Annotated in this window: 25 protein-coding genes; 14 read left to right on the top strand and 11 right to left on the bottom strand. The window is 50.3% G+C overall.

Features of this window, described 5'->3' with window-relative positions; genetic code table 11:
• The 7 genes from H8D24_08195 to H8D24_08165 form a co-directional block, all read right to left on the bottom strand.
• Positions 1–1,064 (bottom strand): multifunctional CCA addition/repair protein (locus tag H8D24_08195; protein ID MBC8520365.1); only part of this gene is annotated, 1,064 nt, incomplete at its 3' end.
• Positions 1,051–1,332, bottom strand: coding sequence for a segregation and condensation protein A (locus H8D24_08190; GenBank protein ID MBC8520364.1), 282 nt, complete (start codon positions 1,330–1,332; stop codon positions 1,051–1,053). The genes H8D24_08190 and H8D24_08195, both read right to left, overlap by 14 nt.
• Before the next feature lie 45 nt (positions 1,333–1,377).
• Positions 1,378–2,337, bottom strand: coding sequence for a complex I NDUFA9 subunit family protein (locus H8D24_08185; protein ID MBC8520363.1), 960 nt, complete (start codon positions 2,335–2,337; stop codon positions 1,378–1,380).
• Positions 2,338–2,379: 42 nt separating this feature from the next.
• Positions 2,380–3,243, bottom strand: a complete 864-nt coding sequence (gene rpoH / locus H8D24_08180; GenBank protein MBC8520362.1) for an RNA polymerase sigma factor RpoH — start codon at positions 3,241–3,243, stop codon at positions 2,380–2,382.
• A gap of 160 nt (positions 3,244–3,403) precedes the next feature.
• Positions 3,404–4,357, bottom strand: a complete 954-nt coding sequence (ftsY, locus tag H8D24_08175) for a signal recognition particle-docking protein FtsY (GenBank protein ID MBC8520361.1) — start codon at positions 4,355–4,357, stop codon at positions 3,404–3,406.
• Positions 4,358–4,516: 159 nt separating this feature from the next.
• The gene (locus tag H8D24_08170; protein ID MBC8520360.1) at positions 4,517–5,797 is read right to left on the bottom strand and encodes a peptidylprolyl isomerase; all 1,281 of its coding nucleotides are present in this window, start codon (positions 5,795–5,797) and stop codon (positions 4,517–4,519) included.
• Positions 5,798–5,895: 98 nt separating this feature from the next.
• The gene (locus tag H8D24_08165) at positions 5,896–8,331 is read right to left on the bottom strand and encodes a hypothetical protein (protein ID MBC8520359.1); all 2,436 of its coding nucleotides are present in this window, start codon (positions 8,329–8,331) and stop codon (positions 5,896–5,898) included.
• A gap of 217 nt (positions 8,332–8,548) precedes the next feature.
• Here H8D24_08165 and H8D24_08160 point away from each other — a divergent pair, with 217 nt between their 5' ends.
• Genes H8D24_08160 through H8D24_08140 form a run of 5 tightly spaced genes read left to right on the top strand, consistent with a single transcriptional unit; the run spans position 8,549 to position 12,600 of the window.
• Entirely contained in the window at positions 8,549–9,931 is a 1,383-nt protein-coding gene (locus tag H8D24_08160; GenBank protein ID MBC8520358.1) for an insulinase family protein, read from the top strand.
• The gene (locus H8D24_08155) at positions 9,924–11,228 is read left to right on the top strand and encodes an insulinase family protein (GenBank protein ID MBC8520357.1); all 1,305 of its coding nucleotides are present in this window, start codon (positions 9,924–9,926) and stop codon (positions 11,226–11,228) included. The genes H8D24_08160 and H8D24_08155 overlap by 8 nt, the downstream gene beginning before the upstream one ends.
• Positions 11,229–11,241: 13 nt before the next feature.
• A complete protein-coding gene (gene rsmD, locus H8D24_08150) occupies positions 11,242–11,832 on the top strand; it encodes a 16S rRNA (guanine(966)-N(2))-methyltransferase RsmD (GenBank protein MBC8520356.1) in 591 nt (196 codons plus the stop codon).
• Positions 11,829–12,311 carry a pantetheine-phosphate adenylyltransferase gene (gene coaD, locus H8D24_08145; GenBank protein ID MBC8520355.1) on the top strand — a complete coding sequence of 161 codons (483 nt, stop codon included), beginning with the start codon at positions 11,829–11,831 and terminating at the stop codon, positions 12,309–12,311. The genes rsmD and coaD overlap by 4 nt, the downstream gene beginning before the upstream one ends.
• A 43-nt stretch (positions 12,312–12,354) precedes the next feature.
• Positions 12,355–12,600 (top strand): YfhL family 4Fe-4S dicluster ferredoxin, encoded by a 246-nt coding sequence (locus H8D24_08140; GenBank protein MBC8520354.1) that lies wholly within the window; start codon positions 12,355–12,357, stop codon positions 12,598–12,600.
• A 46-nt stretch (positions 12,601–12,646) separates the two neighbouring features.
• On the opposite strand, the gene H8D24_08135 is transcribed toward H8D24_08140, so the two are convergent.
• The gene (locus H8D24_08135; protein ID MBC8520353.1) at positions 12,647–13,024 is read right to left on the bottom strand and encodes a S24 family peptidase; all 378 of its coding nucleotides are present in this window, start codon (positions 13,022–13,024) and stop codon (positions 12,647–12,649) included.
• A gap of 17 nt (positions 13,025–13,041) precedes the next feature.
• On the bottom strand, positions 13,042–13,890 hold the full coding sequence (gene mutM / locus H8D24_08130) for a bifunctional DNA-formamidopyrimidine glycosylase/DNA-(apurinic or apyrimidinic site) lyase (GenBank protein ID MBC8520352.1): 849 nt from the start codon (positions 13,888–13,890) through the stop codon (positions 13,042–13,044).
• A gap of 75 nt (positions 13,891–13,965) precedes the next feature.
• On the opposite strand from mutM, the gene H8D24_08125 reads away from it, so the two are divergent.
• Positions 13,966–15,915: a hydantoinase/oxoprolinase family protein gene (locus H8D24_08125; protein ID MBC8520351.1), complete on the top strand. Its 1,950-nt coding sequence runs from the start codon at positions 13,966–13,968 to the stop codon at positions 15,913–15,915.
• Positions 15,916–16,038: 123 nt separating this feature from the next.
• Here the strand turns inward: H8D24_08125 and rpmG are convergent, their stop codons facing one another.
• Both rpmG and rpmB read right to left on the bottom strand, forming a co-directional pair.
• Positions 16,039–16,194: a 50S ribosomal protein L33 gene (gene rpmG / locus H8D24_08120; protein ID MBC8520350.1), complete on the bottom strand. Its 156-nt coding sequence runs from the start codon at positions 16,192–16,194 to the stop codon at positions 16,039–16,041.
• 12 nt (positions 16,195–16,206) lie between these two features.
• On the bottom strand, positions 16,207–16,443 hold the full coding sequence (rpmB, locus tag H8D24_08115; GenBank protein MBC8520349.1) for a 50S ribosomal protein L28: 237 nt from the start codon (positions 16,441–16,443) through the stop codon (positions 16,207–16,209).
• Between the two features lie 218 nt (positions 16,444–16,661).
• Here rpmB and H8D24_08110 point away from each other — a divergent pair, with 218 nt between their 5' ends.
• The 8 genes from H8D24_08110 to waaC all read left to right on the top strand — a co-directional run bounded on the left by H8D24_08110 (position 16,662) and on the right by waaC (position 24,885).
• On the top strand, positions 16,662–17,582 hold the full coding sequence (locus tag H8D24_08110) for a branched-chain amino acid transaminase (GenBank protein ID MBC8520348.1): 921 nt from the start codon (positions 16,662–16,664) through the stop codon (positions 17,580–17,582).
• Positions 17,583–17,609: 27 nt separating this feature from the next.
• Positions 17,610–18,779: a nucleotide sugar dehydrogenase gene (locus H8D24_08105; GenBank protein ID MBC8520347.1), complete on the top strand. Its 1,170-nt coding sequence runs from the start codon at positions 17,610–17,612 to the stop codon at positions 18,777–18,779.
• Positions 18,780–18,792: 13 nt separating this feature from the next.
• Positions 18,793–19,803: an NAD-dependent epimerase gene (locus tag H8D24_08100; GenBank protein ID MBC8520346.1), complete on the top strand. Its 1,011-nt coding sequence runs from the start codon at positions 18,793–18,795 to the stop codon at positions 19,801–19,803.
• A 9-nt stretch (positions 19,804–19,812) separates the two neighbouring features.
• Positions 19,813–20,364, top strand: a complete 552-nt coding sequence (locus H8D24_08095) for an SIS domain-containing protein (GenBank protein ID MBC8520345.1) — start codon at positions 19,813–19,815, stop codon at positions 20,362–20,364.
• A 53-nt stretch (positions 20,365–20,417) separates the two neighbouring features.
• Positions 20,418–21,815, top strand: coding sequence for a bifunctional D-glycero-beta-D-manno-heptose-7-phosphate kinase/D-glycero-beta-D-manno-heptose 1-phosphate adenylyltransferase HldE (gene hldE, locus H8D24_08090; protein MBC8520344.1), 1,398 nt, complete (start codon positions 20,418–20,420; stop codon positions 21,813–21,815).
• Positions 21,812–22,753 (top strand): ADP-glyceromanno-heptose 6-epimerase, encoded by a 942-nt coding sequence (rfaD, locus tag H8D24_08085; GenBank protein MBC8520343.1) that lies wholly within the window; start codon positions 21,812–21,814, stop codon positions 22,751–22,753. The genes hldE and rfaD overlap by 4 nt, the downstream gene beginning before the upstream one ends.
• Before the next feature lie 132 nt (positions 22,754–22,885).
• The gene (waaF, locus tag H8D24_08080; GenBank protein ID MBC8520342.1) at positions 22,886–23,863 is read left to right on the top strand and encodes a lipopolysaccharide heptosyltransferase II; all 978 of its coding nucleotides are present in this window, start codon (positions 22,886–22,888) and stop codon (positions 23,861–23,863) included.
• A complete protein-coding gene (gene waaC, locus H8D24_08075; protein ID MBC8520341.1) occupies positions 23,863–24,885 on the top strand; it encodes a lipopolysaccharide heptosyltransferase I in 1,023 nt (340 codons plus the stop codon). The genes waaF and waaC overlap by 1 nt, the downstream gene beginning before the upstream one ends.
• Positions 24,886–24,891 lie beyond the last annotated feature (6 nt).

Here is a 24,891-nt window from a genome sequence, read left to right as displayed (position 1 = left end):
TCAAAACCGGTTCTGCCACGCTGATCTGCCTCACATGTAATCAGGAAATCCTCAAATCGCTCCGGGCGGCGGAATGCATCCAGCCCTTCGAGCATTTTGACAATGGTGTCGGCGCGCATCTCTTCAGCGCGGTGGTAGTGGCCATGGTATTTGGTGACAGCCAGTGCTAGCTCGCGGAACTCATTTGGCACCTTGAGTCGTTTGCAAAATCCCTGAACAAGTTTTTCTCCTCGGTGTTCATGCCCATGATGTTTTGGCCACTCATCCTTGGGCGTTGTTCCCTTGCCAAGATCATGCACCAGTGCAGCAAAGCGGATGGTGGGTTTGTTGCTGAGACGGACTGCCTGTTGCAGAACCATCAGGGTATGAATGCCGCTGTCTATCTCGGGGTGATGGTGCGGTGGTTGAGGAACTCCAAACAGCTGTTCAAGCTCGGGAAAGATCTGTTTTAGGGCACCACAGCTCCTGAGTACATCAAAGTAGCGTGCTGGATATTCGGTCTGTAGAGCTTTGAGCGTCTCTTGCCAGACCCGTTCCGGAACCAGTGAGTCAACCTCACCATTCTCAACCATCTGCTTCATTAGGGAGTGGGTTTTATGGGCAACACGAAAATCCCATTTGCCAAAGCTGGCAGCAAAACGGGCAATGCGGAGGATCCGTACCGGGTCCTCAACAAAGGCATCTGATACGTGCCGCAGGATTCCCTGTTGCAGGTCATCTTCTCCGCCAAACGGGTCTATTAGTGAGCCATCGGCGGACTGTGCAATTGCATTGATGGTGAGGTCACGTCGCAGCAGATCCTCTTCCAGGGTTACAGATGGGTCGGCATGAACAGTAAAGCCACGGTAGCCAGGGGCAGTTTTTCGCTCGGTACGTGCCAGGGCGTGCTCTTCATGGGTGTCTGGATGGAGAAAGACTGGAAAATCCTTGCCTACCTGCTGAAATCCTGCCGCAGACATCTCCTGCTCACTTTTTCCAACAACTACCCAGTCCCTCTCTTTGGGAGTGATTCCCAACAGCTGGTCACGGACTGCACCACCGACCAGGTATCTACTTTTTTCGATTTGTGAGAGAGTCAATAGAGACCACTTTTGTGCTGTTGGGCTCGTCACTGAAGGTGGGGCGCATACTGCTCTTTATTCCAGCCTCATCCAGTAGCTCTTTTTCACGCTGTGCAACCAGGGCAAAACAGTCACGCATATCATCAAATGTCTGTTTGGTCAGCGGGTGTTCCTTCCCTTCCTGTGGTGCAGTCTCACGAGCAATGGCTCCAAGGGTCTTGCGAACCATTCTGAGTATACGTTGCTCTTTACTTAAGGTTGTTGATTCCATAGCTGATAGTTATCTGTTGTTACTTTACGGTTTTATTTGTCGTCACTACCGTTTTGCCGCCATGCGGTAGTTCATATAGTTGACTTGCTGGTTTTTTCTACCCAGATAGCCAGGGACGATACTCTCCATAGGGGTGAGCTCGATATCAAAGATATTATCCAGAGGCTGTTCACAGGTACTGGCAGAGCGCATCGAGCGATAGTTGTCTAGCGTCATTATTTTACCTGGCAACCTGCCAAGGACTTTGGCCTGCAGTCTGGATAGTGAATTGCTTAATCCAACAATGAGTCGACGAACCCCGATGCAGCGCTCGGTAAATTCCATTAGATCCATCAGGGTGTACTCTCTGGGGCCGCAGAGATCATAGCGTTTGCCGTAGGTTCCAGGGTTGTGAATTGCCTGGATAAATACTTCTGCAACATCCTGCGCATAAATCGGCGCAAAGCGTGCCTCTGGACAGGCTAGTGGAACAGTCAAAAGTGGTAGACGCAACATAGTGGCAAATTTGTTGAAGAGGTGATCGCCTTCACCAAAGATTACAGACGGCCTAAAGCTGGTCACATTAAGAGCGTTTCCTGCCTGCAGATGAGCGTGGTTCTCTCCCTCTCCCTTGGAGCGCAGATACTGACTGATAGCATTGACAGATCCGGCCTGGAGAGCGGACATGTGCAGAAGGCGCTGGACCCCTGTGCGGTTACAGGCAGTTACAACTTTTTGTGCAAGCTCGACATGTACCTTCTCAAAGCTTCCTGTCGACCCTTTTGGGTTAAGGATGCCCACCAGGTTTATTACTACATCACAGTGCTGGAATAGATTTTCCAATGCATCCTCATCATGTATATCGGCCTCAACCAGAGAGATATCTGGGTGGATCAGGAGGTTACGGTGGCGTGCACGATGACGTGTAACCACTGTAATCGAGGCATCAGTTTTTGATAGTCGGTGGATGAGGTGGCTACCAACAAAACCGGTGCCACCCAGGATACAGATTCGCTCTTTTTTCATAGAGGGAAGTATACCCGTTTTTTTGAGCGCTCTTGAAGGAGCTTAGAGAGTAATACGGCCCCGCATTTTCTTGAGGGCATTTTGTTCCAGTTGACGAACACGTTCGGCAGAGACACCATATTCATCAGCCAGTTCCTGCAGAGTGCTCTTATCCTCATTCAGCCAACGCTGGACAATGATGTTTCTGCTACGTTCGTCCAGAGTAGTAAGAGCGGATCGCATCATGCTGGTTGACTGTTCTCTCCAGTCACTCTCTGCCAACTCCTCCTCTGGAGTGGAGGTTGGAGCCTGCAGGAATGCGGCAGGGGCAAAATGGTCATCCTCATCATCACACCCCATGGGGAGGTCAAAAGAGGCATCATGGTGGCTCAGGCGGTGTTCCATCTCCAGCACAGTTTCCGGTTTTACATTCAGGTCTTTGGCGACTGTATCTACCTCTTCACGAGAGAACCATCCTAGGCGCTTTTTGGAACTACGCAGATTGAAGAAGAGTTTACGCTGGGCCTTGGTTGTGGCAACTTTTACGATGCTCCAGTTACGGAGTACGTATTCATGAATTTCCGAGCGGATCCAGTGGACGGCAAAGGATACCAGTCTGACCTTTCTCTCCGGGTCAAAGCGGCGCACAGCTTTCATCAGTCCGAGGTTTCCCTCCTGAATCAGATCTGCCAGAGGAAGACCATACCCCAGATATCCTCTGGCAATATGGGCAACAAAACGGAGGTTCGAGATGACCAGGTGGCGTGCCGCTTCCAGATCACCCTGCTCATGAAAGCGGATGGCCAGCTCCTGCTCTTCCTCCTGGCTGAGAACAGGAAACTTTCTCAGGCTCTGAAGGTAGGCATCAACGCTGTCTACCGTTACGGCAGGAAATTGAGCATGTGTTGTTTGAAGGGCGTAACTCATTAATTTTTCTCTCTGTTTTCTATATTTTTAATTATAACGGCTAAAATTAGCACTCGCAAGGTTAGAGTGCTAATTCCTGTTTTGGTTCCCTTGGAAGGAGAGTGAAATTTTATGTAATAGAGACAGAAAAACAGATATAAAACAATGAGATACCTATGAGTTACTCTGCAAGTATGGCCTCTACAAACTCTGTAGCGTTAAAAGGTCGTAGATCATCAATTCCCTCTCCAACACCAATAAATCTGATCGGAAGCGCAAGCTGTTTTGCAATGGCAAATATCACCCCTCCTTTTGCGGTACCGTCCATTTTGGTGAGAGTGATGCCGGTGATCCCTACGGCATCATGAAATTGCTCTGCCTGATGCACTGCATTCTGGCCAGTACCGGCATCCAGAATCAACATGACTTCGTGTGGAATTGAGACATCCAGCTTTTGCATTACCCGCTTAACTTTTTTTAGCTCCTCCATCAGATTGGATTGGGTGTGAAGACGGCCTGCTGTGTCTGCAATAAGAACATCAACCCCTTTAGCACGTGCTGATTCAACTGCATCGTAGAGCACAGAGGCGCTGTCTGCCCCAGTATGCTGTGCGATGACTGGAATATCATTACGCTCCCCCCAGCTCTGCAACTGCTCCACTGCAGCAGCGCGAAAGGTATCACCGGCAGCAAGCATTACAGATTTTCCGTTGTTCTGGATCTGTTTGGCAAGCTTTCCAATGGTAGTGGTCTTTCCTGCGCCATTGATTCCTACCATCAGAATTACGTAAGGGGAGGCAGTTTCTGGTTGAAGAGGGGACTCATGTGGAGCCAGCAGTTCTCGCATGCTTGTTTTCAAGGCATCAAGCATTGCATCAGGATCATCGCTCTCTTTTCTGGAGAGTCGCTCCGTTAATTGTGAAAGAATCTCCTGGGTTGCCTCAATTCCGATATCTGCAGTAAGTAGTCTGGTCTCCAGCTCCTCCAGCAGATCATCGTCGACACGTTTTTTTCCAAAAAGAAGGGTTCCAAGCCCGTCACTCAGGTTTGAGCGGGTACGAGCGAGACGCTCTTGCAGGCGACTGATGACACCTGTTTTCTCATCCGCTTCACTTTTTTTTCCAAATCCAAACATTGATCCAAAATCCTCACTTTCATAAACCCAAAGCCCCAAGTAGAAACAGAGGATGATGTGCAGTATTCATGTTTCTATCTGTGGATTTGGGATAAAGATATTTGTGGAAGGATAACATTACAGGATCTGTTTGACGCATCTACGGGCGACTAATGAGAATCAGGGGCGCTCTACTGGAATCTCGGCAACAGGATCTGCGAACTCGATCTTGTATTTGTGCTGCAGAGAACGTACAAATGGAGGGAGATACTCATCAGTGATGGCCTGGCGCACTCTGTCGTAGACCTCCTCATACTCATGTTGAATGGATGGTTTGATCTCCTGTAGCAGGATCAGGTGGAATCCTTTCTCGGTCTCGGCAATCTCACTAATCTCCTCTTCCTTCATGTTCTCCAGCACCTGTTCGATGGCAGGCATCGCCTTGCCCTTTGTCAGCCACCCCATCTGTCCGGCATTTTTTCGTCCGTAGGGGTCAATGCTGTGAAGTTTTGCCATGCGGAAGAAGCTCTCTCCAGCAAGTATCCGCTTTCTTGTCGCCTCAGCCTTTTCACGGCTATCAAGGACAATCTGTGAGATCATGCGTTGCTCAGGGATAAACCCAAGTTCACGGTGTTGTTCAAAGTAGGCACGTGCTGCGACACGATCTGGTGCCCACTCATTCTCTTTTTTCATTAACAGCATGGCAGGCAGACGCTCTCGGGAAAAGGCATCAATGGTGTTCTTTAGTCCGTCAGATATATCCCCGGAGACCATATTGACCAGATCAATCTCCAATTTTTGGTAGAGACGCTCCTCAATGGTTGCCGCATGAAAATCATCCTTGCCTTCAAGCTCAACCCCAAGGTCAGAGAAGCTGACTATGTAGTTGTCGGCTTCCGCCAGAATTGTCTTGGGAGTGATTGCAGGGGTTATGCGCTCTTCGTGAACAGAAAGGTGGAGCTGTTCACGGATCTTTTTCAGTGCAAGAGAACGAACCAGTTTGTACTGTTGTGATTTGTACTGGGCAATGGATGCGTCCAGGGCGCCAGAATTTCCCTTGAGCCTGGAGAGCAGAGCGCTCATTACTTTATCGGGAATCTTGATCGATGCACGCAATCTATCCATATATAGCTTATAGGTAATTCCTTTTATGAAGGCCTCACGGTCTGCAATAAACGCTGGATCCCGGTCCATTTCCTGGTTAATGGCCTCAAGATAGAGTAGCTGCATATTTACCAGACGCATGAGAATGGCGCCACGCATTGCCGCCTGATCTTTCTCATTAAGTGTTGGATATTGATCTGCCAGTGGAGAACTCACAATGACACGCTCAATATCGTAGTCGGTAATGGTGTATCCCTCAACAGAGATCAGTGGGGTTGCCTCTCCCTTGGAGAGAGCGATATTGGATACTCCCAGAGAGAGACCAGCAAGCAGGGCCAACTGGATCCATTTCAACATAATATTCATTCCTTTGGTCGATGTAGCATCAGGATCAAAAAAGGGGGGCGTTACCCCCCCCCTTCAGTTACTTTTGAAATCTCAATTCGGCGAATTGATCATTCGTCAGGGATTGCGCCGCCAAGGTCCGGTGCAGTTGCATGCATCCAGGATACTGCCGCATCGAAGTCATCCATGATGGGCTTGCCTTCCCACACCTCTTTGTTTGCAATCAGAGGCACACCGGTTTCATTGGTGTAGTGGCAAGCTGCACAGACCATGGGTCCGTGAGAACCATCCGGGTTGAATTGTGCCGCCTGTTTGTATGTGGTGATATCCACATCAGCAGTTACAGGGTAGAGGCCATGAGTTGACTCATGACAGACCTGACAGGCGAGACCAGCATGCCCCTTGGTATAACGCATCAGGCTGTATTTGCCTGGCTGGTTGATAGGGAATGCAACACCACCCTGACCCTCAACATAAGGGGCAGCATGACAGTCCGCACAGTGCGGCTCGCCGGCGGATAGCCAGTAGGATTTACCGTGCGTTGCAGCATTGTAAGGTACTGCCATTGCACCATCAGCACCCTCAGGCAGGGTCAGCGAGGCAACATCTACAGCAGGATTGGCAGAGAGCGGAATAACACTGAAGTCCCCATCTTCATCCCTGGATCCCATGGGGCCTCCATCCTTGATTGCGATAACTGCAATATCAGGATGTGCAATCTCCGGATCCCACAGTGCAAGGATCTGGGATTTTCCTGGGGTATCGTTGCCATCAGCGTCAAGTACCACCTTGGGATCCATCATTGACTCCAGGGTTGCCATATCGACACCGATGCCAGCTGCGATCTCTTCCAGAGACTTGTCACGCAGAGTGGCACCTTCCTGACGGAATGCGTGCGTGAGGTTGTCAGCCTGATAAAGCGCTCTGGCTAGAGGTGAGTGACAGTTGGTGCACCAGAGGCCCTTGCCACCCTCACCGTTGCCGATATTGGAGACGTTGGCCTGAATCCAGCTACCAATTGCATTTAGATGCTCTGGTGTGCCAGCCCCATCCTTGTCCTTGTAAGGGTTGGAGTGGACATCACGACCTGCAAAACAGCCTTCGCCATCACGATTATCCGCATTGGCAAATAGGTTTTCGCCATTCTCGGTTATCGGATAGCGATCCATATTGCCATCCTGACGATGTGATGGGTGACAGCCCTGACATGATCCGGTACGGCCCTGACTATCTGGAAGTGGACGCTTCTCCTGGTGAACCAGGTGAATTGCCTCGGTCAGTGGCATGATTATCCGATCTTCTCCGCCAGGAATAATGTCACTAACCTTTTTGGATTGCAGGACACCGATCACGTTATCTGCATGACACTTCTGGCAGAGGATGGGGTCCCCGCCCATACGGTTGTCCTTGGAGCGTGAGCCTGGATCGTAATTCTTGAGGAAGTCCGTACCATGCTTGTCATCATGCATCTCAAGAATGGAGAGAGAGGTTCCCTTCAGGTTTGCAATCCACTCACTTGCGCCCAGCGCCTTCCAGAATGCCTTCTCAACTTTCCAGAGGTTGTACTTGTCTCCATTGGCATTTTTGTTGGAGTGGCAGTTTGCACAGTTAGGTATATCAATAGGGCTTGTTCCAATAAAGTGAACAGGCTTGCCGTTGACGCTATCGATAATAGCCTCACCAGACTCTGCATCCACCAGTGCAGCCCAGGACTCCTGGAACGGGCGAATCTCGCTCTCCAGCATGTTTAGTGGGTCACGTTTCATGATGCTGTCCTGCCAAGGGGTCAATGCCAGACCTAGTGCATCCCAGATTCCAGGGTTGGTCAGTACGATTGGCACATTGTCCAGTACAGGTGATTTGGTGAATACAGTAGTGCCCTTCACCCCAGAGTAGTGGAGATGTCCGCCACTCATAGGGCTTGGTACTGCAGCACCGGCAGGGCCATTATCCTTTGGAATGGGTATCTCGATTCCAACCCGTGCCTTCTTGCTATCCGCACTGGTTCCATCGGGATTTGACCCCTTTAGATCCTTGTATACATAGAGGTGGGTGAAATAGGCATTGGCCACATTCTCATTTTCTGTGTACTGACCATCACCATTAACATCATATTTGACATCCCAGTAGGCGAGTTTGTCACCCTCTGAATAGGTGTTGTCAGTATGGCCAAACTTGATCTTCATCCTCTTCTTGCCATCAACGAGGATACCGTGCTCCTCCTCATCAGATTCCAGCACCTCTGGCCATTTCTTGGCGCCCACAGCAGTCTTGATGACCTGTGCCTGGACAGAGTTGTAAGGTGGAAGTACACAGCAGTAGGTAAAATCAAAGCCGGTACAGTGCATGCCCAGCTCATAGTTCAGACTGATGTTGTATTCGTTCTTTGGTCTGGTTGGATCTGCCACAGCGGCCGCTGCATCAGCTCCATAAATACGCTCCTTGATGGGTTTGTATAAAGTTTGTTGCTGTTGCGCGCCACCCCCGGCCGCAATAGCAAGAACCAGAGCACTCCCCGCCAGCGTTGCTGAACGACCTGGTTTCATAGTCAATCACTCCTCCATCCCATTAAGCTTTTTCGGGGGTTCCTTGGTTAAAGCTTCGATCACCACAGTATAGAAATGTTGGAGTTATGGCAAGACCACTATTAGTCAATAATGTAGTTGATGTTTGATTATGGGCAATGAGGTTGAACTTCTCTCTCTGTGCCATGTCTTCTCGGGTACAATCTCTGCACCATTGATGTTACAAGGAATAAGTTAAATGAATCTGATCTGCCTGAGGAAAATGGCTGCTGGCAGTGTACTGTTTACTCTGTTGGCTATATTTGTAGTCCCATCAGTGGGAACTGCAGCCAATGTTACAGAGGCTATGCTGGAAAATGGGATGAAGGTGATCGTCAAGGAGGATCATCGGGCACCAGTTGTGGTTTCACAGATCTGGTACAAGGTTGGTTCCAGTTATGAGGTGGACGGGATTACCGGTATCTCCCATATATTGGAGCATATGATGTTCAAGGGGACAGAGAAGCATGGTCCCAATGAATTTTCAAAGATCATCTCGGAGAATGGAGGGCGTGAGAATGCCTTTACCGGGCGTGACTATACGGCCTACTTTCAGCGCCTGGAGAAGAGCCGACTCCCTATCAGCATGGAACTTGAATCGGACAGAATGCGTAACCTGACCCTGCCGGAGGAGGAGTTTCTCAAGGAGCGTGAGGTGGTGCAGGAGGAGCGCAGAATGCGTACTGATGACAAGCCCACATCACTCACCTATGAACAGTTTATGGCTACGGCATTTCAGACTAGCCCCTATCACCATCCAGTAATAGGGTGGATGAATGATATCGAGAACTACAACATCGAGGATCTGCGAGAGTGGTATGCAATGTGGTACGCCCCAAATAATGCCACCCTGGTAGTTGCCGGAGATGTGGTTGCAGATGAGGTTATTGAGATGGCTAGAAAGTATTACGGACATCTTGAGCCATCCGTCATTAAGCCGCCAAAACCTCGAATGGAGACCAGACAGCTGGGTGCTCGAGAGGTGACAGTCAGGGTTCCTGCCGAGATTCCGTATCTGGTGATGGGGTTTCCAGCACCTACTGTGGTGACTGCCGAGAGCGCATGGGAGCCATACGCACTGGAGGTGATGGCATATGTGCTGGATGGGGGGGATAGCGCACGTTTTAATAAGAGACTGGTTCGTGGAACAGAGATTGCAACCAGTGCCGGGGTTGGTTATGACCCCTATGATCGACTACAGACGCTCTTTATTGTGGAGGGTGTTCCTGGGAAAGGACATACCGTTGCAGAGGTCAAAAAAGCTCTACTGACAGAGTTAAGGGAGATTAAAAGAGAGCCGGTCACAAAAGCAGAGCTCGATACAGTTAAGGCACAGGTAGTGGCCGCCAAGGTTTTTGAACGTGACTCGGTGTTCTACCAGGCGATGCAGATTGGAACCATGGAGACAATTGGTCTCGATTGGCGGGAGGCAGATCGCTATGCAGAGAATATTCGCAAGGTGACAGCGGAACAGGTGATGGCTGTGGCAGAGAAATACCTGGATTTTGATCAGATGACAACAGCAACTCTGGACCCTCTTCCAATAGATAGTGAAACAAGCAAGGAGAAACAGCATGATTAGCAGGCTATCTGTTTTGGTAATCGGCCTACTACTCTCTATGGCCGTAGCGGCAATACCGCAGATTGAGCGTTGGAGTACAGCCAGTGGGGCACAGGTTCTCTATGTACATACCCCCGAGATTCCAATGGTTGATATCAGGGTGATCTTTGACGCAGGAAGTGCACGAGATGGCAAAAAGGGGGGGATAGCAGCAATGACCAATGGTCTCCTCTCTACTGGTACAGGGCTGCTTGGGGAGGAGGCAATCGCAGAGACCATGGACAGGTTGGGTGTAAACCTTGGTTTTGACTCGCTGCGTGATATGGCGGTGGTGTCACTGCGTAGTCTGAGTGATGACCATATATTGGACCCCGCACTGGAGGTGATGGCGGATGTTATTCACCATCCATCTTTTCCAAAGAGTGCCTTTGAGCGAGAGCGTAGCCGCCAGTTGATCGGGATTCAGGCCCAGAAACAGTCACCTGGAACCATTGCAGAGAAGGCGCTCTTTAGAGCAATGTATGGAACCCACCCCTATGCAGAGCCATCAAGTGGAACTGAGAAGAGTGTCAAGGCACTGAAGCGCAGTGATCTGCGCAGATTCCATGCGCAGTACTATGTTGGAAGCAATGCAGTTATTGCAATTGTTGGGGATGTTGGCAGAGAGCAGGCCAAGAAGATTGCCGAGAGAGTGGTTGGAAGCATACCGATGGGAGAGAGGGCCCCAAAATTACCAGATGCGGTAACTGCAAAGCCGGGTGATACGATCAGGGTTGATTACCCATCAGTACAGAGCCATCTGCTGATGGGGCACCCAGTGTTGCGCCGAGGTGATCCAGACTATTTTGACCTTTATGTGGGTAACCATATATTGGGTGGAAGTGGTCTGGTCTCAAAAATCTCCGAAGAGGTGCGAGAGGAGCGTGGCTTGGCCTACAGTGCCTACAGCTACTTTGCGCCGATGGCTGGAGAGGGGCCATACAAGGCTGGTCTGCAGACCAAGAATGAGAGCAGGGATGAGGCGCTGGAGGTGCTACGTAAAACCATAGTAGATTTTATTGAGCAGGGGCCGGGCATTGAGGAGCTGATACGTTCAAAAAAGAATATTACCGGTGGCTTTCCTCTGCGGATTGATAGCAACAAGAAGATTATCGATTATCTGGGGATGATTGGTTTCTACGGACTGCCTGATGACTACCTGGATACCTTTAACCAGAATGTTGAGGCAGTAACCAGTGAGAGCATCAAGAATGCATTCAGACATCGGCTACACCCATCAGAGATGGTAACGGTTATTGTGGGTGGCAAGCCTGATTAGGTAACAGTGCAGTATGGTAAAAAAGGGGAAATCGCGAGGCGGCAGACGTCTCAGGATTGTTGCCGGAGAGTGGCGAGGGCGAACCCTCTCCTTTCCTGATAATCCAGGGATTCGGCCTACACCTGATCGGGTGCGTGAGACCCTCTTCAACTGGCTTCAGCCAACTATCTCGGGAGCACTCTGTCTTGACCTGTTTGCAGGTAGTGGCGCGCTTGGTCTGGAGGCACTTTCACGGGGGGCATCTCATGTCGACTTTGTGGAGTTTGAACAGAAGAGTGCCCAGGCAATTGGTGAGCACCTTGAGCTATTGAAAAGTGACAGGGGAGAGGTGTTTAGAGAGGATGCCTTTATCTTTCTGGAGAAGAGGGAGCTCTCCCCATACAGCCTTATCTTCCTGGACCCACCATTTAACAGAGACATGCTGGAGAAGGTATTTATATTGCTTGAGAGGTCAGAGCTCTCTCCCAAATTGCAGCTCTATATTGAGACAGAACAGGGGGTAGATGAGTTGGAAATACCATCCGACTGGGTTGTGGCTCGCAAGGGTAAGGCTGGTCAGGTACGATATATGCTTCTTGAGAGTAAAGGTAGAGAGGAATCATGAAGGCAGTCTATCCCGGAACATTTGACCCAATCACCAAAGGACATATCGATCTGGTTGAGCGTGCGACCAGAATTTTTGACCATGTTGTTATTGCAGTGGTAACTGATAGTTCCAAGCAGCCACTCTTCTCTGTTGAGGAGCGTATTGACATGGCGAGAGATACATTGAACGGGCTGGATGGGGTTGAGGTGGTATCTTTTGATGGTCTACTGGTTGAGTTTGCCCGTTCGATTGGCGCCGGCGTTATCTTGCGAGGACTGCGTGCAGTATCTGATTTTGAGTATGAGTTCCAGTTGGCGGGGATGAATCGTCACCTTGCATCTGATATTGAGACCATGTTCCTGACTCCCGCCGAGCAATTCTCCTATATATCATCCAGCCTGGTACGTGAGATTGCCTCCCTGGGGGGGGATGTCTCCCCATTTGTGGAGAAAAATGTGCAGCTGGCGCTGGAACAGAAATTAAGTGACGGTGTATAATAAAAGGATTCAAGAATTCACGCAAAAATGATAGGGAAAAGAGATGGCGCTTTATATTACGGATGAATGTATTAACTGCGATGTGTGTGAGCCTGAGTGTCCTAATGAGGCAATCTTTCAGGGTGACGAGATTTATGAGATTACTACGGATCTATGTACCGAGTGTGTCGGTCACTATGATGAGCCACAGTGCGTGGAGGTATGCCCGGTAGACTGTTGTCTGCCTGATCCTGACCATGAGGAGGGTGAGGATGAGTTGAGAGCAAAGTATGAGAAGTTAACCGCCTAGACAACTCATTTCAAACTCTGTAAAAGGCTCCTTGGTGGAGCCTTTTTTAATTCCCGCCCCTCTTGCGGCGTCCACTCTCTCTGCGATTAATTACCCCATCCTCCGGATACTCGTAGTGAACAATGGTACGTTTGTGATTTTGCTGGGTTATAACTCCACGAACCTCAAAAGGGCCGCTGAGCTTAAGTGAGTGAAATAGTCCGTTTAGTGGAACCAGATATGTGGCGCCATCGCGGCGAACCAGTTGACGGAAATGGTACTCATCCTTGTAGGCCGCCAGAACATATGCACCATTTACTACAGGGCAGCCGGGGTCAATTATGATGACGGCGCCATCATTGAATTCTGGTGCCATGCTTTCACCAATCACCTGAAGGGCAAAAGGCTCTTTCTCTTCACACGCTGTTGGGTTATGTATATCCATTGGGCGATTTTAACAAATCAGTGTTGGCAGCGTGGGCAGTACCAGGTGGAACGCTGGTTTTGGGTTATCTTTCTGATAGTAGACCCGCATTCTGTGCATGGTTCATTCTCTCTGCCATAGACAAGAAGCTGCTGCTGGAAGTAACCGGGTTTGCCCTCACTATTGCGAAAATCCTGTAGCGTTGTTCCTCCCTGTTTTATTGATGTTGTAAGGGTTGAGATTATGGCTCTGGCAAGCTCCAGATAGCGTTGCTTCGAGATTTTGTTGCACGCTCTTTTAGGGTGGATGCTGCTGAGAAATAGTGACTCGCAGGCGTAGATGTTGCCGACGCCAGTGATAATCTTCTGATTCATTAGAAAAGATTTGATAGATGTTTTTCGTTTTCTTGATTGAGCGTACAGGTGCTCTGCAACATCTTCTGCAGTATGGCCATAAAGAACTGGTTCAATCCCAAGATTTTTCAGCAGAGGGTGCTGTTTGGGTGGCTCGGTCGTTAAAATAAATGCACCAAAGCGGCGCGGATCGCGGAAACGGAGCAGGGTGTCGTTGTCGAGCAGGATATCGATATGGTCATGTTTCTCTGCAGGAGTCCCCTGCTCCAGAACACGAAATGTGCCGGTCATACCAAGATGGAGAATAATAGTGGCGTGGTTATTGTGTGCGGTGTTTCGTGCAATCTCCAGAAGCAGATATTTTGCCCGGCGGCTTACCTTACGAAAAATCGCCCCCTTTAGTTTCTGCTCGATACCTTTCGGGATCGGCCAGCGCAGTGATCGTTGTCTGACGATCACTTTGGTTATGGATTGTCCCAGGCAGGCTGGTTCAATTCCTCTTCTTGTGGTCTCTACTTCCGGTAGTTCAGGCATGGTGACAAGTGTAACCGATGTGTAACCTCAATCCTGTAGCCGTGATCACTTGCAGGATTTAGGTATAATTTGGCGATGATTTTAGGCGTAGATACTGGCGGAACCTTTACCGATTTTGTGTTGTGGGATGGCGAGAAACTTCACATCCACAAGGTGCTGTCGACCCCATCGTCCCCAGAACAGGCAATTCTGCAAGGCATTGATGAGATGGGTATCGATGTTCACGGGTTGACTATTATCCATGGCTCCACAGTAGCAACCAATGCGGTACTAGAGGGTAAGGGTGTCCATACTCTGTTTATAACCAACAGAGGGTTTGCTGACATGTTGACCATTGGTCGGCAGGCGCGTGAGGAGCTCTACAATCTACAGCCAAAACCGGTTGCTCCGCCGGTGTCACGTGAGGATTGCCTGGAGACAGGCGGCAGAATTGATGCGTCTGGCGAGATTATAGAGAGGCTAACCCAGAAAGAGCTCAACAGGCTACGAGATGAAATAGAGCAACGTAACCCTGACTCTGTGGCAATAAATCTTCTCTTCTCTTTCCTGAATCCTGATCCGGAAATTCAGATTGAATCGGTTGTGCCCAAGGATATTTTTGTGTCGCGCTCATCATCCCTGTTACCCGAGTACAAGGAGTACGAGAGGGGGATTGCCACTTGGCTCAATAGTTATGTTGGGCCGCTAGTAGAGGGTTATCTGGGACGTCTTGAGCAAGGGGTTGAGGATGCCCAGGTTTCAGTGATGCAGTCTTCAGGCAATACAATCTCTGCAGACAGTGCTGGTGCACAGGCTGTCCATATGTTGTTGTCAGGCCCTGCCGGCGGTCTTGCTGCTGCCCACTATATAGGCAAACAGATTAGGAAATCACAACTTCTCACTTTTGATATGGGCGGAACTTCAACTGATGTGGCACTGGTTGATGGTGATATCAGGCTGACGTCAGAGGGTAAAATAGGTCGTTATCCAGTAGCTGTACCAATGGTGGATATGCACACAATTGGTGCCGGCGGAGGCTCGATTGCCAGGGTTGATGAGGGGGGAATGTTGCAGGTTGGTCCGGAGTCTGCGGGGGCATCACCAGGACCGTCCTGTTATGGCAATGGCGGAGAAGATGCCACAGTTACCGATGCCAATCTTTTGCTTGGAAGATTGCTGCCTGATGCTTTTCTGGGCGGCGGGATGTCGCTGGATATGAAGGCAGCAGAGAGGGCGGTTGGCAGAATTGCAGAATCATTGAACTGCTCTGTAAAGGAGGCGGCAGAGGGGATAGTGCAGATAGCCAATGAACACATGTCTCATGCATTGCGTGTTATTTCCGTACAGCGTGGTGTCGATCCCAGAGAATTTACTCTGGTCTCTTTTGGTGGGGCGGGAGGACTTCATGTCTGTGCCTTGGCGGAGTCTCTGGGGATGAGTCGTGCAGCGATCCCTCTATATGGCGGGGTTCTTTCGGCATTGGGAATGTTGGTTGCTCCACGTGGTCGGGTGTTGTCGCAATCCATTATTATGCTAGCCACTGATCTTGACGAGATATCGCTAGAGCAGAGTTTCAGCCAGTTGGAGAAGAGAGGGCGACAGGCACTCTCTGCAGAGGGTGTTGAGAAGGAAAATATTGAGCTGATCCGCAGTGTGGATCTGCGTTACAAGGGACAGTCATTTACCCTGAATGTGGCGTGGCGTGGTTACTCTCTTCTGGAGGAGATGTTCCATCAGGCACATTACGAGCGTTATGGCCATAACTTCGATTTTCCGATTGAGCTGGTCAATATAAGAGTGAAGGTCAGAGAGCAGAGTTCGCCACAGTTTTCACTGCACAACAGTGGGCAGGAATCACACTCACCTGTGCAGCCTGTATCGTCTGAAGTTGGTGAGGTTCCGGTTTTTCAAAGAGAGCTATTGAGTGTGGGGGAGGTAGTAGAGGGTCCTGCAATTATCACCGAAAAGGTATCAACCTCACTGATTGCTACAGGGTGGCGGTGTGAGGTAGATGTTTCCGGAGTGTTGCTGCTGTCTAGTATATAAATAGCATCAATGATCTGACGGTTGCGTGGTGCCATACAGTATTTGAACTGCTCATATTTTTATTATGTGCACAAAAAAACCTGCAGTTAGCAGGCTTTTTTGAGAATCTGGCAAGAGAGGCCTTTACTTGATTTTAGCCTCTTTGAAGATCACATGCTTGCGTACACGGGGATCATATTTTTTGATCTCCATCTTCTCGGGCATGGTGCGCTTGTTCTTGGTTGTGGTGTAGTAGAAGCCTGTTCCGGCACTTGATACGAGTTTGATCTTGTCACGCATGATTATGCTCCTTTAAACCTTTTCGCCACGGGCGCGGATATCAGACAGTACGGAATCGATTCCATTCTTGTCGATAATACGCATTCCCTTGCTGGAGAGGCGCAGTTTTACCCAACGATTCTCACTCTCTACCCAGAAACGGTGGGTATGAAGATTAGGAAGAAAACGACGACGCGTCTTGTTATGTGCGTGGGACACATTGTTACCCGCAACAGGGCGTTTACCGGTCACCTGACATACTCTGGACATTATTACTCTCCAACAAACTTTAAACTGGCACCAAAAAATATGAGTGCTTACAAAAAAGAGCGCGAATTGTGCCAAAAAATGGGGTGGGGGGCAACTGATATCTCGGTAATTTTTGGGTAATTGGGGCGTGCAGATAGTCAATAACCTCGTATAATGTGTCAATTATCATTGCTTCATGAGGTGGTTATGGGGCAATCCCGGTTTTTGGAGATAGCAAGATGTCGATGGATGATCGTGACGGCGTAATCTGGATGGATGGAGAGATGGTGGATTGGCGTGATGCCAAAGTCCATGTGCTGACCCATACCCTCCACTACGGAATGGGTGTGTTTGAGGGAATTCGGGCCTACAAAACTGCTGATGGACCAGCAATTTTCCGACTTAAGGAGCATACAGATCGTCTTTTCCGTTCTGCCCATATCATGGATATGGAGATTCCCTGGACCCCGGAGCAGATCAATGATGCGACCAAGGCGGCGGTTCGAGAGAATGGCTTGGAGAGCGGTTACATTCGGCCCATGTGTTTCTACGGCTCCGAGGGGATGGGGCTTCGTGCCGATAATCTGAAAGTTCATACCATGATTGCAGCATGGGAGTGGGGTGCATATCTGGGTGAGGAGAATATGGAGAAGGGGATTCGTATCAAGACGTCTTCATTTACCCGTCACCATGTAAATATCACCATGTGCAAGGCTAAGGCCAACGGCCACTATATAAACTCAATGCTGGCTCTGAGTGAGGCACAGAAGGATGGGTATGATGAGGCGTTGCTACTGGATGTGGATGGTTTTGTGGCAGAGGGGAGTGGAGAGAATATCTTTATTGTCCGTAATGGGGTGATCTATACCCCGGAGCTGACCTCTGCACTGGATGGAATCACCCGCCAGGTGTTGATGACGCTAGCTGGAAAGATCGGGGTTGAAGTCAGAGAGAAGCGCATTACCCGTGATGAGGTTTACACTGCGGATGAGGCCTTCTTTACCGGCACGGCTGCGGAGGTGACCCCTATTCGGGAGCTGGATAACCGTGCTATTGGTGCCGGTAGCCGTGGTCCGATTACCGAGAAGTTACAGACCATGTACTTTGATCTGGTCCATGGGCGGTTGGATGGCTATGATGATTGGCTTGATCGTATTTAATAGATAGATTTAAAAAGATAACAATTTATGAAAATAGCCATAGCAGGCACAGGCTACGTCGGCCTCTCCAACGCAATGCTCCTCGCCCAGAACAACGAGGTAGTGGCGCTCGACATCATCCCCGAGAAGATCGAGATGCTCAATCGTGGAGAGTCCCCTATTGTCGATGAGGAGATCGAGGATTTTCTGCAGAACCGAGATATCAATTTCAAGGCCACCTTGAACAAAGAGGAGGCCTACAGGGGTGCAGACTTCGTCATCATCGCTACCCCAACCGATTATGACCCGGATACCAACTACTTCAACACCAAATCCATCGAATCGGTCATTAGCAATGTAAGAGATATAAATCCGGATGCCACAATGGTAATCAAATCCACAGTGCCGGTTGGATATACGGAGCGCACCCGCAAAACAATGGGGTGCAAAAACCTCATCTTCTCCCCAGAGTTCCTGCGAGAGGGCAGGGCACTCTACGATAACCTCCATCCATCTCGCATCATTGTGGGCGAGCAGAGTGAGAGAGCCAAAACATTTGCCAACCTGTTGGTCGAGGGGGCAGAGAAAGAGGATATTCAAGTTCTATTCACCAACTCTACAGAGGCAGAGGCGGTCAAACTCTTCTCCAACACATATCTTGCCATGCGTGTCGCCTACTTCAATGAGCTCGACACCTATGCAGAGGTGCATGGTCTTGATGCAAAACACATAATTGAGGGTGTAGGACTGGATCCACGGATTGGAACCCACTACAACAACCCATCATTTGGCTATGGCGGCTACTGTCTGCCCAAGGATACCAAACAGCTTAGGGCAAACTACCAGGATGTACCAAACAACCTTATTCAAGCCATTGTCGAGGCAAACTCCACCCGCAAGGACTTTATTGCAGACTCCATTCTTAAACAGAACCCGAGTGTTGTGGGTGTCTACCGACTGATCATGAAGAGCGGCTCGGACAACTTCCGTGCCTCCTCCATCCAGGGGATCATGAAGCGGATCAAGGCCAAGGGTGTCGAGGTGGTGATCTATGAGCCAGTAATGGAGGAGGGTGAGTTTTTCCACTCCAGGGTGGTCAATGACCTTGAGGAGTTTAAAGAGATCTCTGATGTGATAATCGCCAACCGTCTATCTGCTGAGATAGATGATGTTAAGGATAAGATTGTGACCCGAGATCTGTTTGGAAGTGATTCATGAAGATGCTCAACGTATGAAGATATTAGTAACCGGAAGTGCCGGCTTTATCGGCTCTGCCCTCTCCATTCGTCTGCTGGAGCGGGGCGATGAGGTGGTCGGAATCGATAGCCACAACGACTACTACGACCCTGCTCTGAAAGAGGCACGGTTGGCACGACACAAAGACCACCCAAACTACACCCACATCCGGATGAATCTGGAAGATCGTGAGGGGATGGCAAAACTATTCAAAGAGCAACAGTTTGAGGGGGTAGTAAATCTGGCGGCCCAGGCTGGGGTCCGCTACTCACTGGAGAATCCGCTCGCCTATATCGACACCAATCTTGTTGGCTTCGGCCATGTTCTGGAGGGGTGTCGACATAATAAGGTAAAACATCTGGTCTACGCATCCTCCAGCTCAGTCTATGGCTCCAATACCAAAATGCCATTTAGTGTCCACGACAACGTCAACCATCCAGTCAGCCTATACGCAGCGACCAAAAAGGCGGGTGAGCTGATGGCTCACACCTATAGCCATCTCTACAATCTGCCAACCACAGGACTGAGATTTTTCACCGTCTATGGCCCCTGGGATCGCCCCGATATGGCGCTGCAAAAATTCACTCGAGCAATCCTCGCAGGAGAGAAGATCCAGGTCTACAACTACGGAAAACACAGACGGGACTTCACCTATATCGATGATATTGTTGAGGGGGTGATTCGGGTACTGGATAGATCAGCACCTCCCAACCCGGAGTGGAGTGGAGATAATCCCGATTCTGCCACCAGCAGTGCACCATGGCGCATCTACAATATCGGCAACAATAACCCGGTAGAGCTGATGGACTATATTGAGGCGCTGGAGGAGTCCCTGGGGGTTGAGGCTGATAAGGAGTTGCTGCCACTGCAGCCAGGAGATGTGCCCGACACCTATGCCGATGTTACAGACCTGGTTGAGGAGTTCGGTTACAAGCCGAGTATGTCGGTAAAAGAGGGTGTGAAGAATTTTGCAGAGTGGTATCGTGAATACCACAGAGATAGTTAAAGGGTAGATATGTTCAAGTCAGTACTGGATGAACACATTGAGATTGTTACAGCTCTTCGAAATATGGAGAGTGAGGTCACTGAGGCTGCCCAGAAAATTGGAGACTCTCTACAGCATGGTGGGAAGCTGTTGCTGATGGGGAATGGGGGGAGTGCAGCCGACGCACAACATATTGCAGCAGAGCTAGTTGTCCGTTATCAAAAAGCAAGAAGGGCACTGCCAGCGATTGCGTTGACTACAGATAGCTCAATTCTTACCGCAACTGGCAACGATTTTGATTTTAACCAGATCTTTAGCAGACAAATTGAGGCACTAGCCAGGCCGGGAGATGTTGTGGTGGGGATCTCAACCTCCGGGGAGAGCGTGAATGTGATCAAGGCGTTGCGTGCTGCAAAAGAGCAGGGGGTAGCTACTATAGGGCTAACCGGTGAGATTGGTGGTGGCGTCGGCGAGATTTCTGATCAGACAATTTCTGTCCCCTCTACCATTACTGCCAGGGTTCAAGAGGCGCATATTCTGATTGCCCATTTCTGGTGTGAAAAAATTGAGGAGCAGTGGTGAACCACCCATTTCCCCGGTTTTCAGAAGGACGGACACTGGTTGTTGGAGACCTGATGCTGGATCGCTACTGGTCTGGTGGAGCAGAGCGTGTTTCTCCAGAGGCGCCCGTTCCTGTAGTGCAGATTAGCGAGATTGAGGAGCGCCCAGGTGGTGCTGGCAATGTTGCCCTCAATATTGCCTCATTGGGCGGTGCAGTTACCCTGTTGGGTGTGGTGGGAAGAGACACCGAGGGGGATAGTCTGCAGAGAGCATTGACTGAGCATGGGGTTCAGTGTGACTTCCAGCAGGAGGAGGGGGTTCGTACCTCTACCAAACTGAGAGTGCTTAGCCGTCATCAGCAGCTGATTCGGCTCGACTTCGAGAACCGTTTTGACCAGCTCTCACTGGAGGCGATGCTGGAGCGTTACAAGAGACAACTGGAGCAGCACGATGTGGTAGTCCTCTCTGATTATGGCAAGGGTACATTGAGCGATGTGCAGACCATGATTCAGCTAGCACGTTCCGCAGGAAAAGAGGTATTAATTGACCCCAAGGGGGATGATTTTTCCAAATATCGTGGCGCCACCCTGATGACCCCAAACTTTTCTGAATTTGAGGCTGTGGTTGGGACATGTAGTGGCAACGAGGATGTTGTAGAAAAGGGTGAGCAGCTTCGCCAGCAGCTGGTGATGGATGCTCTGCTGATCACCCGTGGTGAGGATGGAATGACGCTGCTCTGTCCTGGTTCAGAAGAGGGGGATGGGCCTTTCCACCACCCAACCCATGCCCGTGAGGTCTATGATGTAACCGGTGCGGGAGATACCGTAATTGCAACTATTGCCGCAGGGCTGGCAGCAGGGGCAACACGTCAGGATGCGGTGGCGACGGCTAACCTTGCGGCTGGAATTGTGGTCGGAAAATTGGGTACCGCAACCACCACCGTTGCAGAGCTGCACCATGCCGCTCACGATCCGGAAGAGGGTGGTTTTGGCATCCTCACCGAGGATGAGCTGCAGCAGGCCATTGAGTATGCACATGCGCGAGGAGAGAAGGTGGTGATGACAAACGGCTGTTTCGACCTGCTCCACACCGGCCATGTAACTTATCTTGCAGAGGCGAGAAAACTGGGGAACCGCCTGATAGTTGCAGTCAACTCGGATGAGTCGGTTAGGCAGCTCAAGGGCGATGTGAATGGAGTGAGCCGTCCAATTAATGGGATAGAGCAGCGGATGACAGTCTTGGCTGCATTGGAGAGCGTCGATTGGGTGGTTCCATTTACCGAGGAGACCCCGGAACGACTCTACTGCAGAGTCCTGCCAGACATGATAGTAAAGGGAGGGGACTACAGACCAGAAGAGGTTGCAGGAGGCGAATGCGTGATAGCCAATGGGGGCTCAGTAGAGATATTGAAATTTGTAGAGGGACACTCCACAACCTCAATGATTGAGAGAATGAAGGGAACAGAAGAATGATTATAGTCACAGGTGGAGCCGGATTTATCGGCAGTAATATTGTCAAGGCTCTCAATGAGCGTGGTGAGACCGATATTCTGGTGGTTGACAATCTCACCAATGGCCACAAGATGCGCAATCTGGCCGATCTTGATATTGCTGACTATATGGATCGTCTGGATTTTATCGATCGGATCAATAATGACGATGAGTTTGGTGATGTCCAGGCAATCTTTCATGAGGGGGCGACCTCAGCCACCACAGAGTGGGATGGCCACTTCGTGATGAAGAACAACTACGAATACTCCAAATCACTACTTCACTGGTGCCTCAAGCGGGGGGTGCAGTATCTCTATGCCTCCTCTGCCTCGGTCTATGGGGCGGGAACCACCTTTGTGGAGGATCGGCAGCACGAGCATCCGATCAATATGTACGCCTACTCCAAATTCCAGTTTGATCAGTATGTGAGAAGGCTACAGACTGAGATGAAGAGCCAGGTGGTTGGCTTCCGCTACTTCAATGTCTATGGTCCGCGTGAGCAGCACAAAGGGACTATGTCGAGTACGGCATTCCACTTTAATAATCAGCTCAAGGATGGTGGCATCGCCAAACTGTTTGCCGGTTGTGATGGCTATGGGGATGGGGAGCAGCGTCGAGACTTTGTCTATGTGGGAGATGCAGTGAAAGTGAATCTCTGGTTTATGGATAATCCAGACAGATCGGGAATCTTTAATTTGGGAACAGGACGTTCGCAATCATTCAATGATATGGCCAATGCAGTGATCGATTGGCACGGAAAGGGGGAGATTGAGTACATTCCATTCCCGGACCACCTCAAAGGCGCCTACCAGAGCTTTACCGAGGCAGATATCAGCAACCTGCGCAGTGCCGGATACTCCAAGCAATTCATGACTGTTGAGGAAGGGGTGGCGGAGTATATGGATATTCTCAATGACTAGTGGGGTCAGGTCTGCGTTTTTACTGTTATTTGATCGTTAGATGGTTGCAATAAGGTGGACGCCAAAAATAACAGTAAAAACGCAGACCTGACCCCATCGGTGCTCATCATCGGACCCTCTTGGGTCGGTGATATGGTGATGGCACAGAGCCTCTTCAAGATACTGAAGCAGCGCACCCCAGATCCGAACATCGATATGCTTGCACCCGCTTGGTCGCTGCCGCTACTGGAGCGGATGCCGGAGGTCAACCGTGGGATTGTGATGCCGCTGGGTCACGGCAAGATGGGGTTGGGGGAGCGTTATCGACTGGGTAAGAGCCTGCGATCTGAAGAATATAGTCAGGTAATTGTTCTGCCCAACTCACTGAAATCAGCGATTGTGCCCTGGGCAGCAGGAATTCCCACTAGAACCGGTTATCGTGGCGAGATGCGCTATGGGTTGTTGAATGACGTAAGGGTTCTTGACAAGGAACAGCTGCCAATGACTGTACAGAGATTCGTTGCCCTTGGTGTGGATTCAGGTGAGCCGCTACCGGAAATTACTGAGCCGAGACTAGAGGTGGAGAGTGACTCCATAGAAGAGACGCTACAATCAATCGGGCTCAACAGGCCGGAGAGTAAACTGTTGGCACTCTGTCCCGGTGCCGAGTATGGTCCTGCGAAGCAGTGGCCAGCCGACTATTTTGCGGCGGTGGCTGAGGAGAAGATCAGACAGGGTTGGGATGTTTGGCTCTTCGGTTCAGAAAAAGATCGATCGATTGGTGAGATGGTGATTGGTGAGCTGGAAGGAGCGGGTAGTCAGGTAGAGAATCTGGCAGGACGAACCACACTGGAGCAGGCAGTCGACCTGATGTCACTGGCAACCGTAGTGGTGGGAAATGACTCCGGTCTAATGCATGTGGCCGCAGCACTTGACCGTGATCTGGTGGCGATTTATGGATCCTCTGACCCTGGGTTTACCCCGCCGCTCAACCAAAGAGCACAGATCCTTGATCTCAATCTGGAGTGTAGCCCCTGTTTCAAGCGGGAGTGCCCGCTGGGCCACTATGACTGCTTGAAAAAGCTAGAGCCTGATCAAGTGCTGAAGGCAGTGGAGGCATTTGGAATCTAATGCGTGTTCTGTTGGTTAAAACCTCTTCGCTGGGGGATGTTCTGCACACACTGCCGGCAGTGACTGATGCAGTAGCAGCGATCCCGGGAATCCGATTTGACTGGGTGGTAGAGGAGTCATTTGCTGAGGTGCCGGCATGGCACCCGGCAGTGGATCGGGTGATTAAGGTTGCGATCCGCCGCTGGAGAAGATCACCACTAAAGGCCATTGTCTCCGGGGAGTGGGGTGCTTTCAGGGGGCAATTGAGCGCGCGGGAGTATGATCTGGTTCTGGATGCACAGGGGCTGATCAAGAGCGCGCTGCTCTCCCGTATGGCCAAAGGCAGGGTGGTTGGTCTTGATGCGGGCTCCGCCAGAGAGCCACTGGCAAGCCGCCTCTATCAGCAGCGACTTCCAGTGGAGAGAGGAGAGCATGCAATTGTCCGACTGCGAAAACTGTTTGCCCAGGCACTGGGTTATGAGCTGCCATTGAGTCTCCCGAACTTCGGTATCAATCGGACAGCCCCAGAAGAGAGAAGTAATGTACCATCCATTCTGTTTGTCCATGGAACCACCTGGGAAACCAAGCATTGGCCCGATGAATACTGGATAGAGCTGGCAGGGATTGTAAATAGTGCTGGTTATACAGTGCTGCTTCCATGGGGAAGTGAGGAGGAGAAGGCACGGGCAGAGAGTATTGCGGCTGGCCACGATGCGGAAATCCTTCCCAGAAGTTCACTTGATGTACTTTCCAGGCAGCTTCAGCAGGCTGTAGGCGCAGTCTGTGTTGACTCCGGTATCGCCCATCTGGTTGCAGCACTGGGCATTCCGTCAGTAACCATTTATGGACCTACTGTCTCTACGTTAACTGGCACAATGGGGGATCATCAATTGCACATGGATTCAGATCTTGAGTGTGCGCCATGTCAAAAAAGGGAGTGTATATATAAAGGAGACCCTGCTGTCGATTCTTTATGTTTGCGTCAGACAACACCAGAGATGGCCTGGAAAAAGCTACTGCTAGAGATTGATGGTCATGAGTAGAAAGCA

Source organism: Candidatus Thiopontia autotrophica (genome assembly GCA_014384675.1).
Lineage (GTDB): Bacteria > Pseudomonadota > Gammaproteobacteria.
This window is presented reverse-complemented; position numbering and strand designations above follow the sequence as displayed.

Coding starts and splice junctions, on each gene's coding strand:
- H8D24_08190 (MBC8520364.1), bottom strand. CDS start 1,332: ATGGAATCAACAACCTTAAGTAAAGAGCAACGTATACTCAGAATGGTT.
- H8D24_08185 (MBC8520363.1), bottom strand. CDS start 2,337: ATGAAAAAAGAGCGAATCTGTATCCTGGGTGGCACCGGTTTTGTTGGT.
- rpoH (MBC8520362.1), bottom strand. CDS start 3,243: ATGAGTTACGCCCTTCAAACAACACATGCTCAATTTCCTGCCGTAACG.
- ftsY (MBC8520361.1), bottom strand. CDS start 4,357: ATGTTTGGATTTGGAAAAAAAAGTGAAGCGGATGAGAAAACAGGTGTC.
- H8D24_08170 (MBC8520360.1), bottom strand. CDS start 5,797: ATGTTGAAATGGATCCAGTTGGCCCTGCTTGCTGGTCTCTCTCTGGGA.
- H8D24_08165 (MBC8520359.1), bottom strand. CDS start 8,331: ATGAAACCAGGTCGTTCAGCAACGCTGGCGGGGAGTGCTCTGGTTCTT.
- H8D24_08160 (MBC8520358.1), top strand. CDS start 8,549: ATGAATCTGATCTGCCTGAGGAAAATGGCTGCTGGCAGTGTACTGTTT.
- H8D24_08155 (MBC8520357.1), top strand. CDS start 9,924: ATGATTAGCAGGCTATCTGTTTTGGTAATCGGCCTACTACTCTCTATG.
- rsmD (MBC8520356.1), top strand. CDS start 11,242: ATGGTAAAAAAGGGGAAATCGCGAGGCGGCAGACGTCTCAGGATTGTT.
- coaD (MBC8520355.1), top strand. CDS start 11,829: ATGAAGGCAGTCTATCCCGGAACATTTGACCCAATCACCAAAGGACAT.
- H8D24_08140 (MBC8520354.1), top strand. CDS start 12,355: ATGGCGCTTTATATTACGGATGAATGTATTAACTGCGATGTGTGTGAG.
- H8D24_08135 (MBC8520353.1), bottom strand. CDS start 13,024: ATGGATATACATAACCCAACAGCGTGTGAAGAGAAAGAGCCTTTTGCC.
- mutM (MBC8520352.1), bottom strand. CDS start 13,890: ATGCCTGAACTACCGGAAGTAGAGACCACAAGAAGAGGAATTGAACCA.
- H8D24_08125 (MBC8520351.1), top strand. CDS start 13,966: ATGATTTTAGGCGTAGATACTGGCGGAACCTTTACCGATTTTGTGTTG.
- rpmG (MBC8520350.1), bottom strand. CDS start 16,194: ATGCGTGACAAGATCAAACTCGTATCAAGTGCCGGAACAGGCTTCTAC.
- rpmB (MBC8520349.1), bottom strand. CDS start 16,443: ATGTCCAGAGTATGTCAGGTGACCGGTAAACGCCCTGTTGCGGGTAAC.
- H8D24_08110 (MBC8520348.1), top strand. CDS start 16,662: ATGTCGATGGATGATCGTGACGGCGTAATCTGGATGGATGGAGAGATG.
- H8D24_08105 (MBC8520347.1), top strand. CDS start 17,610: ATGAAAATAGCCATAGCAGGCACAGGCTACGTCGGCCTCTCCAACGCA.
- H8D24_08100 (MBC8520346.1), top strand. CDS start 18,793: ATGAAGATATTAGTAACCGGAAGTGCCGGCTTTATCGGCTCTGCCCTC.
- H8D24_08095 (MBC8520345.1), top strand. CDS start 19,813: ATGTTCAAGTCAGTACTGGATGAACACATTGAGATTGTTACAGCTCTT.
- hldE (MBC8520344.1), top strand. CDS start 20,418: ATGCTGGATCGCTACTGGTCTGGTGGAGCAGAGCGTGTTTCTCCAGAG.
- rfaD (MBC8520343.1), top strand. CDS start 21,812: ATGATTATAGTCACAGGTGGAGCCGGATTTATCGGCAGTAATATTGTC.
- waaF (MBC8520342.1), top strand. CDS start 22,886: ATGGTGATGGCACAGAGCCTCTTCAAGATACTGAAGCAGCGCACCCCA.
- waaC (MBC8520341.1), top strand. CDS start 23,863: ATGCGTGTTCTGTTGGTTAAAACCTCTTCGCTGGGGGATGTTCTGCAC.